Origin of the sequence: Flavobacterium sp. H122 (assembly GCF_004959765.1) — a bacterium.
Taxonomy (GTDB): Bacteria; Bacteroidota; Bacteroidia; order Flavobacteriales; family Flavobacteriaceae; genus Flavobacterium.
Map to the genome: position 1 here is coordinate 175,355 of NZ_SJZD01000007.1, position 13,824 is coordinate 189,178.

Annotated in this window: 9 protein-coding genes; 1 reads left to right on the plus strand and 8 read right to left on the minus strand. The window is 32.9% G+C overall.

Annotated elements, in window-relative coordinates:
- Nucleotides 1–13: 13 nt before the first annotated feature.
- From EZM65_RS11960 to EZM65_RS11975, 4 genes are read right to left on the minus strand one after another with little or no spacing between them, the layout of a single operon-like run.
- A complete protein-coding gene (locus EZM65_RS11960; RefSeq protein WP_136668792.1) occupies nucleotides 14–1,186 on the minus strand; it encodes an acyl-CoA dehydrogenase family protein in 1,173 nt (390 codons plus the stop codon).
- A 28-nt stretch (nucleotides 1,187–1,214) separates the two neighbouring features.
- Nucleotides 1,215–2,099 (minus strand): helix-hairpin-helix domain-containing protein, encoded by an 885-nt coding sequence (locus EZM65_RS11965; RefSeq protein WP_136668793.1) that lies wholly within the window; start codon nucleotides 2,097–2,099, stop codon nucleotides 1,215–1,217.
- 2 nt (nucleotides 2,100–2,101) lie between these two features.
- Complete coding sequence (locus EZM65_RS11970) at nucleotides 2,102–2,329, minus strand: PspC domain-containing protein (protein WP_136668794.1); 228 nt, start codon at nucleotides 2,327–2,329, stop codon at nucleotides 2,102–2,104.
- A 36-nt stretch (nucleotides 2,330–2,365) separates the two neighbouring features.
- Complete coding sequence (locus EZM65_RS11975; protein WP_136668795.1) at nucleotides 2,366–3,634, minus strand: DUF2851 family protein; 1,269 nt, start codon at nucleotides 3,632–3,634, stop codon at nucleotides 2,366–2,368.
- Between the two features lie 93 nt (nucleotides 3,635–3,727).
- On the opposite strand from EZM65_RS11975, the gene EZM65_RS11980 reads away from it, so the two are divergent.
- Entirely contained in the window at nucleotides 3,728–5,425 is a 1,698-nt protein-coding gene (locus EZM65_RS11980) for a PNGase F N-terminal domain-containing protein (RefSeq protein WP_136668796.1), read from the plus strand.
- A gap of 42 nt (nucleotides 5,426–5,467) precedes the next feature.
- Here the strand turns inward: EZM65_RS11980 and EZM65_RS11985 are convergent, their stop codons facing one another.
- From EZM65_RS11985 to EZM65_RS12000, 4 genes are all read right to left on the minus strand, one after another.
- The gene (locus EZM65_RS11985) at nucleotides 5,468–6,829 is read right to left on the minus strand and encodes a pyridoxal-phosphate dependent enzyme (protein WP_136668797.1); all 1,362 of its coding nucleotides are present in this window, start codon (nucleotides 6,827–6,829) and stop codon (nucleotides 5,468–5,470) included.
- 186 nt (nucleotides 6,830–7,015) lie between these two features.
- Nucleotides 7,016–8,947: a putative porin gene (locus EZM65_RS11990; RefSeq protein ID WP_136668798.1), complete on the minus strand. Its 1,932-nt coding sequence runs from the start codon at nucleotides 8,945–8,947 to the stop codon at nucleotides 7,016–7,018.
- Nucleotides 8,948–9,024: 77 nt separating this feature from the next.
- Nucleotides 9,025–10,476: a RagB/SusD family nutrient uptake outer membrane protein gene (locus tag EZM65_RS11995; RefSeq protein ID WP_248574858.1), complete on the minus strand. Its 1,452-nt coding sequence runs from the start codon at nucleotides 10,474–10,476 to the stop codon at nucleotides 9,025–9,027.
- 49 nt (nucleotides 10,477–10,525) lie between these two features.
- Nucleotides 10,526–13,732: a SusC/RagA family TonB-linked outer membrane protein gene (locus tag EZM65_RS12000; RefSeq protein WP_136668800.1), complete on the minus strand. Its 3,207-nt coding sequence runs from the start codon at nucleotides 13,730–13,732 to the stop codon at nucleotides 10,526–10,528.
- Between the last annotated feature and the right edge of the window lie 92 nt (nucleotides 13,733–13,824).

Here is a 13,824-nt window from a genome sequence, read left to right on the forward strand (position 1 = left end):
ATAAAAAACACTCTTACTTCTTAACTGCAGGCTGATAATCCTTATTGTCAATTATCATTTTTGCCAAAATCTCTTTTAAAATCTCGGATGTACCTCCTCCAATCGGCCCTAAACGGCTGTCACGGAACAAACGCGCCAATGGATATTCTTCCATATAGCCGTAACCGCCCAGCATTTGCAGACAGTCATAAATAACCTGATCAGCAACTTTTGTAGATTTTAATTTAGCCATGGTAGCTTCTTTCACAACGTATTCACCGGCATTTAATCTGGCAACAGCAGCATAATTAAATAATTTACAGTGTTCAACTTCAGTAGCATGTTCCACCATAGTATGACGCAAAGCCTGGAATTTATTAATCGGACTGCCGAAAGCTTCACGCTGTGACATATATTCCAACGTATAGTCAATCGCATATTCGGCTCTTGCATGCGCATTAATTGCCATAATCAAGCGCTCTAAAGCAAAATGCTGCATAATATAAGCAAAACCTTTACCTTCTTCACCCATCAGATTCTCTTCAGGAATTTCTACATTATCAAATGCAATTTCAGCAGTATCAGAAGCTCTCCAACCTAATTTATCCAATTTCGTAGCCGACACCCCGTTTAACTTAGCATCTACCAAAAACATAGTAATGCCTTTATTACCAAGTTCCGGATTTGTTTTTGCTGCTACAACATAATAATCAGCATAAACTCCATTAGTGATGAATGTTTTAGAACCGTTGATAACATATTTATTTCCTTTCTTTTCAGCCACTGTACGCATTCCTGCTACATCACTTCCTCCAAAAGGCTCCGTAATACACAAAGCTCCTATTTTTTCACCTGCTATACTTGGCGCTAAATATTCCTGCTTGATACGCTCATCGCCTTCTGCATTTAAGTGCGTCATAGCCAAATAAGCATGAGCCCACATAGCCGCAGCAAAACCAGATGATTTAACTTTTTGCAGTTCTTCCAGAAATATAACCGTATAAAATAAATCTAAATTTGATCCTCCGTAAGCTTCCGGATAGTTTAATCCAAAAAAGCCCATATCGCCGAACTTTTTCCAAATAAAGTTTTCTATCTGTCCTGTTTTTTCCCACTTTTCAATGTGAGGCACTACTTCTTTATGTAAAAAATCACGAAAACTATCTCTAAATAATTGATGATCTTCGGTAAAATAAATTGAATTCATAGGGTAATTTCTATTCTTAGTTGTTGTATTATTTAAAGTCCAAATATAGGGCAATAATTTTTACTTTTTCAACAGGAAATCCCTTAATTTTTATTAAATCTTCAATACTCTTGATTGCTCCGTTCATACTGCGGTAGGTCACAATTTCTCTGGCCAGGGCATATCTGAAATAAGGCAATTTCATTAATTCTTTGGTTGATGCATTATTGATTTCAATTTTAGATACCACAGGAGTTGTACCAATTTTAAAATTTTTATTCAATTCATAAAGCACTTCAGGCGAAAGTCCCCACACATCCTGTAGTTGTTCCATACTTATAAAACCACCAAAAATTTCACGTTGTTTTACAATCCGTTCCGAAATAGCATCACCTATTCCGAAAATTTTCATAAAATCTTCTTTTGTGGCCGAATTAATATCCTGGACAATTATTTTCTTAACCTCTTTTTCGTAAGGCTTATAACCTGACTTGAAATAAGTTTCATAATTATTCTTTTTATTTTTAACCCAATCAGGAAATTTAAAATAGGGTGCTATTTTTTCAAGCAATTCATTTGAAACTTTAGTTATCTTTTGAAATTCCTCAACAGAATTCACAAACTTACCAGTTTTACGATACTCAAGTAACCTATCTATTTCAGCAACACTCATCCCTAGCTTATACCCTCTGAAATCAGTTATGAAATTGGGATTGAAAGGGTACATTTTATATCCACTTTTAGGCATAATACTTTTAAGCGAATCAATTTCTGACTGCAAAGCCAACCATTCATTTTCCTCTTTTGAAGGTTTTGCTGTTGATGTAAAATCAGCAAAACTATATATCAGTTGAACTACAACCATCAAAGCTATCAACAACAAAAGAGCAATCCGTTGATCACGGGTATATTTAAAATATTCTTTAAAATCCATGATTATAAATCAAAAACCGAAGTTCTTTTAGCACGAACCAAATCTTTTAATTTAATTAAAAAACCTAAAGTAAGATAAACACCAAACCAAAGACCAGCCGTAACAAATGAAATGTAGATAAAAAAAAGACGAATACTATTAGCCCGCATTCCCAGCCTGTCAGCCAATCGGGAAGCTATATGAAAACCTTGTTTTTCAAAGAAGTATTTAAGTTTTAAAACGAAAGACATTATACTATTGGTTTATGTAAAACTACAATTATTTTTCTAATTCTTCAACAGTGTGATTCCAACCGCACACTGTAAACATTTGTTTTTAGAACAATATTCATTTTTGAGTTGGAGCAACGACTGTGATTCGAAACTATTTTCTACGCGAACACCTATCTCTTTAAACTTATCTATTACAGCATTTTTTTCAGGTTTTAATTGTTCGAGTAAATAAATCATCCTTTCATCGATTTCAGTTCCCAAAAATTTAGAATAAGCCATTTTTATTGGCAAAATTGTATTTATAAGAAGTAAATCAATGAATGATTTAGACAATCCCTTTTCTTTAGGTGTTGATTTTTTCTCAAAATTATAATGTGACTGCCAATAATCAGAAACACTTATATCAAATAGTTTATAAAATTCTTCGATTGTTTTTGCTTCGAACACTTTTGAAAACAAATTACGATGCTTATGATACAACATGGCCAGTTGAGCCAATCTGATAGTTGGAAAATTATCCGGACGTAATCTGAAAAATTCAGGGGAAGACAAAAACTTCTTTTCCAACTTATACTTAACAGACAAATAATCGTATAAATCAATTAAATCTTTTGAATAACTATCTTGTGCATTTTGTGGCAACAAATTAGCATGACCAAAAAACAATGCTTCCAAATAAGTCACATCAAAACTTTCTTTTCTAACTACTGAAAAAGGAAGTTCTTTAGCTAATTGAAAAAATATTTCTCCGTTTACATTCAATCCAAAGTTCTTTGCTAAAAAACAGAATAAAACTACTTCCCAGTCATTATTATTTTCCTGCAACAATTCAAGAACTGGATACGACTTTCTTTCCAATCGTTCAAAAAACAAACGCTCCTGCCAATTCTTAAAAACAAATTGCTGTATTCCAGCAATATCATTTTCACAATTGATCCAGTTTTTCTTCGTCTTTAGCTTTTGATACTGATGCACCAAGTCACGGGATACACAATGTTTCAATTCCAAAACCGGAATTTCAACATTGTTCTTTCTCAAAACCGAAATATCGTTTTCCCAAACAACATGTAAAATAACATTATCATAATTTTGATCGATTTCATGATGATGTAAATACCAATCAGAAGACTTAATATGAATTTCAATATTTCCAGCCCATTTTTGATTTTCAATTATGAGTTGGGCATTAAAAAAATCAGGACCTGTTTGTTGAATATAATTACCCGAATGGATTATTTGGAGAGATTCTCCTTGAGTAGTTTTTAAATGAGCAAAATCAAATTTCTTGTTTTGCCACACATAGTGCAAAAAATCTTCTTTCATGGCGTATACACATATTGGTTCAAATAATTAAGGCTTATAACAATACTGCTAATATAAAGAAAGTTTATATTTGTTCAAAACTCACAACTAAAAATGAAAAAGCTTATTTATTTTTTCCTGATTCTGTACACTTCGATTTCTTCATCCCAAAACAAATTTCCTACTTCAGATTGTTTAAAGATTACTTATTCAAAAAAATCAAATGGAAAAGAAATTGATAATCAAAACCCCATTTGGATCTTCGCTAACGAAAACGAAACATTAATTACCTCTAAAAACATTATTACAAAAACAGCAACATTCCCAAATGAGCAAACTATAATAAAAAGAAGCAATAATACTATTATTCAGTTTGCTGAACTCAAGAAAACAAATTTCACAAAAACCACAGACAGCATTTCACTTGCAAATCAAAAATTTGAATTAATCGATGAAATCAAAGATATTTTGGGGTATAAATGTAAAAAAGCAAAAACTGTAATTAATTCCAACCAAATTGAACTTTGGTATACAAATGACTTAAAAATAAAAGGCGCTCCTACTACTTTAGGGCAAAATTTGGGCTTGGTTCTTGAATTAAACAGAAACAATACCTTTACCATAAGTGCAGTAAAAATTGAAAAACTAAAAAAAACAACACCAGATGCAATTTCAGGAATTGATATTTCTTCAGTTAAAAAAACAGATATTTTAACCTATCGCGACTTACTTTGGAAAAGTCGTTTCAAAACCATACCTGTTTTTGAAAATGAAACCATAAGCTTTTCAGACACAAACAAATCAAATGATAGCATTTTAAAATTTGCTAACGGGACTGTCATTCTTAAAAAAGTAACTTTACCTGCTATAAAAAGTTCATCAAAAGTCTTTATTAATCTTCAGGAACAATCTAATGGAGATGCTTACGACAGAACAGGAACTGTTTTTATGATTCCAACAGAGAATGAAGAAAACACTTTTATAAAAGGATTTAAAAACGGAGTTAAAACATTGGCTAGTTATGACAATGGTAATGGAAAAATTTATCATGGAGCCGTAAGCAAAGACAACTTTAGAACTCCTGTAGAGTTAATGCGCTTCTTTACTCCATTTGGCATTAAGCAATACAATCATATTGAATTAAAGGATAAAACATGGCATGACAAGGTAAATTATCGTCAGGATATTTCAGACTTCAATTCAATATTAAGCAATCATGAAGTGTGGATAGGAGTATTTATAGGAAATTATGACAAAGGCGGTCATAAAATATCATTAAACATGACTGTACATGATGAAGAGGACACAGATAAATCAAATTTAAATTTTGTGTCACCGTTATTCTACACCACAAATATATTGGAGATGGCAGGACAGGAATACAGTTCTATGTTTGACAATGAAAAAGGTTTAATTATTGAATTTGACATCACGAAAGAAGTCAAGAATGCTAAATTAAAATATATTTCAACTGGCCATGGTGGATGGGAAAACGGTGATGAATTTGTACCAAAATTAAACTCTATATTCTTAGATGGTAAAAATATTTTCAGTTTTACTCCATGGCGTGAAGATTGTGGTTCTTATCGCTTATATAATCCTGCTTCGGGTAATTTCAACAATGGATTGTCATCATCAGATTACAGCAGATCCAACTGGTGTCCCGGAACCATTACAAACCCTATGACCATAGATCTTGGCAATCTTACTATTGGGAAACATATTTTACAGATTAAAATACCACAAGGCAAACCTGAAGGCTCAAGCTTTAGCTATTGGAATCTTTCCGGGGTACTATTAGGAGAACAATAAAAAAAGAAGAGCTGTTTTTAACAGCTCTTCTTTTTTGAATTATTATTTTATTGAATTGATAATATCGTGTTTAGTTATAATATGATATTTACCATTTTCAAGATCAACTAAAACTGCTTGATTGTCTTTAGTAATCAACTTAGAAACTTCTTCAACAGAAGTTCCTTTTTGAACCACTGGAAAAGGATTACCCATTACTTCTCGAATAGGTTTATCTGCAGTATTCTTATCAGAAATATAACTCTGGAATAAATCGGTTTCATCAACAGAACCCACAAAACCATTCACATCTACTACTGGTATTTGAGAAATTTTATACTTACGCATACGTTCAATAGCGTGAGACACCAATTCTTCAGTACGAACTGTGATTAAAGGCTTATCGATGTGTTCTTTAATTAAATCTTCAGCTTTAGTGATATCATCTTCTAAAAAGCCACGTTCACGCATCCAATCATCATTAAACATCTTACCTACATAACGGCTTCCTGAATCGTGAAATAAAACCACTACTACATCTTCCGGTTTGAAATGCTCTTTTAATTGTAATAATCCCTTAACAGCAGCTCCAGCAGAATTACCAACAAAAATACCTTCTTCCAATGCAATTTTACGTGTATAAACAGCGGCATCTTTATCGGTTACTTTTGTAAAACCATCAATTAAAGAGAAATCAACGTTTTTAGGTAAAATATCTTCTCCAATACCTTCTGTGATATAAGTATAGATTTCGTTTTCGTCAAAAATACCTGTTTCGTGGTATTTTTTGAAAACCGAACCATACGTATCGATACCCCAAATTTTGATGTTTGGATTTTTCTCTTTTAAATATTTTGCCACACCTGAAATTGTACCTCCAGTACCAACTCCTACCACAAAATGCGTAATCTTACCTTCTGTTTGTTCCCAAATTTCAGGACCCGTTTGCTCATAATGTGCAATAGCGTTACTTGGATTATCATACTGATTAACATACCAGGCATTAGGTGTTTCTTCGGCTAAGCGTTTAGATACAGAATAATATGAGCGTGGATCACTTGGCTCAACATCGGTTGGGCAAACCACAACTTTTGCACCTACAGCACGTAATATGTCGCATTTTTCTTTTGATTGCTTATCAGAGATTACACAGATAAGTTTATAACCTTTAACAATGGCACCTAACGCCAATCCCATACCTGTATTCCCCGATGTTCCTTCGATAATTGTTCCTCCTGGTTTTAAACGGCCGTCTTTTTCTGCATCTTCAATCATTTTTACCGCCATACGGTCTTTCACAGAATTCCCTGGATTGAAAGTTTCCACTTTTGCCAAAACCAAAGCATCAATTTCAGCGGTTACTTTATTTAGTTTAACCAAAGGTGTATTCCCTATGGTTTCTAATATATTTTTTGCGTATTGCATTTTATTTATTCTTTTAAGGTTAAGAATTATAGTTTAAAAAACTATGCAAAGTTAAAAATTTAGAATGGATTATTATTATACAGGTAGGTTTTTGCTTTAAGGATAAAAACAGTTCTCTTTTAGAGAGACTCCGAGAGCCTGAGTCTTCAAGAAATTACCTAAAACACATGACAAATCGGCAAATAGTTACTGGAAGAAATTCCAAACCAAACCAAAACGAATCACAAAATCCTTGTACGGATGATTAGGCGCCGAATAAAATTTATTCCCGGTAAAGCTTGAATTGAAATGCTCTGCTTTAAGGAAGATTCGGGTTTGACGCACACGTCCGTTTACAAAGAAATCAAACATAGGGAAGCCTCCAATTTTTTCTGAATTTTGCGAATAAAATTCGGAAATCAAAGGATTGTACCCATTAGCATTGTACTCTGTAAAATATTGAAAAGTAATACCTGTTTGCAAAAACAACGCTTTTTTAAAAAGATGATCTGAAAAACATAATGTATTACGAGTTATCAATTTTGGCATATTCAAAATAGCTTCATCTTGAGTTACCTGTTGAAATAAAACAGTATTATCCAAAGACCATTTTCTGAATTTGAATTCTTTTTCGGCTTTAACCGACATATAATTGATCGTACCGGAATATTGCTTAGGTGTCGTAATTAAAGTTGCATTAGTAGCATCATCATTACTGAAATACAAATAGTCATTGTATACAGAAAATTGCGCTTCAGCACTTCCCCATTGTGATTGCAGTTTAAACTTTAAACTGTTTATTTTTTCATTTTTAAAATTATTATACCAATTGTAGAAAACAAAATCACTCTGATATAAAGTATAATTCAAATCGGGCAACTTATTGATGTTACTATACTGTGCAGAAAATTTATTTTTCTCATTTAGACTATATTCAGCAAAAATATCTAATGTAGAAAATTCATTTTTAGACAATCCCTTTGCAAATGTTGCTTCCCCTCGTATTTTGTTTTTCAAATAAAAATAAGTTCCTCCAAGTGCCTGCACTGAAAAATTATTAGAACTTGGTATTGCTACTTGATTATTATTAATTACGATACGGTTATAAAAATAATTATAACGGACGTCTTCGGCAAAAATATTAAATTTCCCTATGGTAGAATTTGAAAAAGCAGCACTAATCTTATTATAGAAAGAGTTTGATTTAGTTAAATCGGAATATTTTTCAGACACAAAAGCATCACCAAAATATTTCACTTCAGTATCTTCATCAAAACCTGTAGTCTTTTCAAAAGAATACTTTTTGGTTTCATAATTCATTTGGTGTTCCAAATAAACATTATTTGAGACATCATTTTTATTCAGACGAAAATAATGATTTATAAAGTACCGCTTCCCGACTAATTTATTTTTGGCGTCTTTCAGAATTACTTCCAAGCGTGACCGGTCGTTAAATTGAGAATCCTCAGATTCAAAATCTTCCTTATTTAAGAGCCCTCCATTTTCCTGATTGCTGAAATCCTGACCTGTAAAATGTGCATTTAATCCGTATCGCTTACTTGTTGTATGATAACTTGATGTAAATCTGAAATTACCATTACTTGCTAATGAATTTTGGTATTTACCCAAAGAACGCAATCCTTTGTAAGCAATTGAAAAGTTAAGATTTTTAGACGTATTAAGAGTTACAAAAGCGTCAACACTTTGTCCTTGTTCCAAAACGGTTTTAAAATATAATTCGGTCAAGGGAGTTGGCACCGAATAATACATAATATCATTTGCTTCAAGATAATTAAAGTTTTTTGCTTTGAATCCAAAACCAGGAAGAGCACTTTTGTTCACCAATCCATAATCAAGTGTATTATAGGTATGTCCGTCATTAGCAAAAGGCAATAATCCAAAATTATCCTTACGCAGATAATTGAATTTATAATCACTTTTTATAGTCAGTGAAGTGTCTACATAAACGGTATCTTTTTTCAAACCGTAAATCTTATACCAATTATGAGGTGCCTTGGGGTTTTCTTTGGGTGCTTCGCGCAGTGATTTACGTATGGTATCATTTGACTCACCTTTCAAATCATTTTGACCGAAAGCTGAAAAACTAAGAATTAGTAAGCAGTAAAAAAAATACTTCATGTTTAATATATGAAGTACAAAAATAGAGAAAAGGATTAGAAATAAAAAACCCCGCTTAAAAGCGGGGTTTAGAGAAATTATAAATTTGGATTATTTAAAACTTCAGCTTGAGGAATATCAAATGTTAATCTTCCATCGTTGTAAGGAATATCTACTCCTTGGAAAGATAAGTGATTTGTACCTCTTTTTGTAGTAGCCTTGTTACGTTTCATAGCTAAATACGATTTTCCTTCACCCCATAATTCAATTCTAGTTTGTAGGTAAATCTCATTTAACAATGCTTGACCTGTCAACGCATCTACATAAGCATAATCAGCAGCATTAACAAATCTATTGCTTAACAATGTTTTCAAATAAGCAATAGCATTAGCTTCTTGACCTGTTTTAGCAGCACATTCTGCATATAACAAATACATTTCTTCTACTCTCGACAATACGACATCCGTTTCAATATTTCTTTGCCCACCAATTTCTTTTGCAGGATGGTAAAATTTATTCCATGGAATTAAATATGTTGAAGCAGTAGATGCTACGTTTGATCTAAATTGAGTTCTCCTGATATCATTAGGCAAAATCTTAGCAAACAATCCACTGTCCATAGCTTTACGATCACCAGCCCATTGGTAACTATAAGTATAATAATCCATTTGACCCCACCAAGAGATCAAATCAAAGCCCATATCCTTTTTAATATCAACTCCCCATAACCAACTATTAGAAGTAACTGAATTAAAACCTCCAACTACTTCGCCTGAAGACATCAATGAAGCTCCTGAATTATCCGCAACATCTTTAGCATAATCCCTTGCCTTAGCTAAACTTGTAGCATCACCTATATAAGCATAAGCGTAAGCAGCTAGAACTTTTGCAACGTTTTGATTCACAGATGTTTTATCTCCTTGAGGTCTAACATAACCATCTAACAATACTATAGCTTCTTCTAAATCTTTAACCACCTGATTCATAACCTCTTGCGAAGTACTCCTAGGTGTTGCAAAATTTGTTAAATCTATTTTAATAGGAACTGATTTTTCAGACGCAATGTATTCAGTTGCATATAATTGCTGTAAATAAAAATGAGCATAGGCTCTCAACGCCTTAGCCTGTCCTAAAACAAATCTAGCTTCATCTTCAGTAGGCACAGCATCATTACCTCCTTGAGATTTAATTACATTATTAGCTCCGTATATAACTTTATAATAAAAACGATATGGAACATAATTTTCATTACGCGTAAAATCTACCGTAGCAGTCAATCTAGTTAAATTTCTATACCAGCCGTAACCAGATCTTGACAAAGCCATATCACCACACAACATATCTGTATAAATATCTATACCTTTTTGACCAAAATCGTCATGTCCTGTAGTACCTCCCATCCCATCGGTGTACATTGTTGAATAAACACCATTAATATAACCATTAAGTATAGTAGGATCATATTCTGCAACCTGATCTACTTGCTCTGGAGTTACAAAAGCTGTAGGCTTTACATCTAAATAATCCTCAGTACAACTTACTAAAGCCAAACTAGAAAGGAAACCTATTAATATTTTCTTTTTCATAATATTTTAAAATTTAAAATTTCAATCTAACACCACCTGAAATTGTTGACAAAGGAGAATAAGTATACTGACTTGATGCTCCTGTTTCAGAAACAGTTGGATTAAATCCTTTTCTTTTCGTTGACAGATATAAATTATCTCCAGAAATAAAAATACTCAATGAAGCCAATTTTAATTGTTCAGTAATCTTTTTAGGAACAGTATATCCTAATCTAGCATTATTTAAATTAATATAATCTGATTTTGTCAAGAATCTCGTTGAAGCAGAAGCTACATTTGCCACTTGGTTGTTTGATAATGCAGGAACGTTAGTAACATCCCCAGCTTGCTGCCATCTGTCTCTCATGTCAACATGCCAGTTGTTATCTCCAACTTGCCCATTATTCATTAAGTTTGCATAAGCACCATCATAAGAATAACCACCAAAACTATACAATAATTGAATACTTAAATCAAATCCTTTGTATCCTCCTGATAAATTAACCGCACCTCTTACGTCTGGAATAGCCGATTTCCCATTAAATTTTTGGGTTGCTAAAGCATAACTTGTAACATTTCTTTCTTGTATAAATCCTTTACGACCAGGATTAGTAACTAAATAATCTGTCAATGAAAGAATGTTCTCACCAGCATCCACAACACCATTATCATTTAAATCATCATAATGTTGTACCCACATAGGATTACCAGTAGCGGCATCTACACCAGCCCATTCTCTTAAATAAAAATCATAAATAGAGTGTCCTACTGCTCTACCAAAATTCCCTTGAACATCAATAGTTTTTTGTTCACCAGTTGCAGGATCAATAGGCATTCTCAATAATTTATTATCAAAAATCTCACCATTTATAGATAAATCCAAATAACCATCTTTACCTTTAAAAATATGACCTGTTACATCAAACTCTATACCTTTGTTTTCTAATTGACCATCATTTACAGTAACTGTTGCATATCCTTCAGAAATTGGAGTTCTTCTCTCGAATAACAAATCATCAGTTAATTTACGATACACATCAATACTACCTTCAATTCTATTTTTAATTCCAAACTCTAAACCTGATTGCAACATTTTTGATGTTTCCCACGTTAAATTAGGATTACCTAATGTTGAAAACAAGAAAGCTGGAGTATCAAAAGCACTAGTTTCAGTATTAAATCTTGTATAACCTGGGTATAACCCTACACCATCTTGCTCACCAGTAAGACCGTAACTCACTTTAAATTTTAAATTATCAAATAACTTTTGATCCTTCATAAAAGCCTCATTGGTAACATTCCATGCAGCACCTAAAGCCCAGAAATTACCCCATTTATCTTTAACAAATCTCGAAGATCCATCTCTTCTTATTGTTCCAGTTAAATAATACCTCTTGTCAAAGTTATAATTTACCTGTGAGAAAAAACTTTCCAATTTTACATTATCTGTATAAGAATTTGCTCCAATATTTACAGCTGCCTGTTCAAATTCTGGAATTGGCAATGCTATTTGATTTTTACTAGCATCCAAATATTTATACTCCCATGAGTTATTTTCGTGAGCTGCTAAAACTTCCAATTCGTTAACTCCAAAAGTCTTTTTGTATCTCAACAATTTCAAGAAATTATAAGAGAACATTTGAATATCAGTTTTGTATAATGACCCGTTTGTCCCCGCACTTGGTCCATAATACTTGTTTTGTAAATTATCAAACTTACGTTCGTAATATTGCGTACCTATTTTAGCTTCAAAAGTCAAATCATTTGAAAATTTTATATCAAAAGCAGAATTTGTTGAAATTTCTTGACGTTTTGCTCTTTCTAATGTATAATGTGCATCAGCAATTGCATTTGTTAACGCTCCAAATCCTCTACCACCAGTCTCACCATAATCATAAGCTGGTTTACCATAAATATTGTTGATAATATTACCGTTAGCATCTCTCTCAAACAAAGGATAGATAGAAGGTATATTATCCACAAACCAGAATACACTTCCTGAGTCTGCTGATTGTCCACCTTGATTCGTTGTTGACATTGTATAACCAATATTTGTCGAAGCTCTCAACCATTCTTTAACATCTTGTGATAAACTTAAACGTCCTGTAATTCTTTCAAAATCTGAATTAATAGAGTATCCTTTATCATTCAAATATCCAAATGATGAAAAATATCTTGCTTTTTCTGAAGCTCCACCTAAACTAACATTCGCCTCAGTTCTTATTGAATTTTGGAAAGCATAATCTTCCCAATTTTCAGGATTATATCGTCTAGTTACTCCTGCTCTAACTTGACGAGTAACAGGATCAATTAAATCAGCCCCTGAAGCAACATTCCACATATTATATGATGGAGAAACTCCCGAACCTGAAAAAAGATTTGTATTAGCGTAATTAGTTGGATTAGCATTTCCTGTAATAACACCTTGGTTATACAATCCTTCCCAACCTAGAGCAATATACTCTTCAGGTGATTTGATAGTCTCATATCTTGGTAACAAACTAAAGTTAACCCCTGTTCTTGATTCCACTTCAATAAAAGAATCTCCTTTTTTAGCATTCTTAGTAGTAATCAAAATTACACCATTCGCACCTCTAGCACCATAAATAGCAGTAGCTGTAGCATCTTTTAAAACTGAGGTAGTTGCTATATCACTTGGGTTGATAGATTCTATTCTACCATTGTATGGAACACCATCAACAACATACAAAGGGTCTCTATTACCATTAACAGAACCAAAACCTCTAATACGAACCGTTCCTACTGTACCTGGTTGTCCAGAAGTATTTATAATTCTAACACCTGCAACCTCACCGGCTAAAGCCTGGGTAACGCTTGAAACATTCTTTTTAGCAAGTTGTTCTGACTTAACTTCCTTAATAGATCCAACAAAATCTTTCTTTTTTGTTGCACTATAACCTACAATTACAACTTCACCGATTTGCTTTGCATCATCCTGTAAAATCGTATTAATTACATTGGATGCTCCAACAACTTTCAACACATCTCTCATACCCATAAATGAATAAACTAAAGTCTCTCCTTCTTTAGCTTTAATCGAGTAAGAACCGTCAAATCCTGTTGAAACACCACGCTGTGAACCTTTCACCACAACATTCACACCCGGCAACGGACCGTTAGCATCCGAAACCACACCAGTAATAGTTTTCTCCTGAGCAAAAGAAAACTGTACTGTTAACGCCAGTAAAAGCGTAAAAATCCATTTGAACTTTGATCTCATTTTAATCTTATTTGAGTTAGTTAAACGCAAACTTCTTAATTATTTATTAATTAACCAAATATTAACATAGAAAAGCAAACGTATTAATTGTT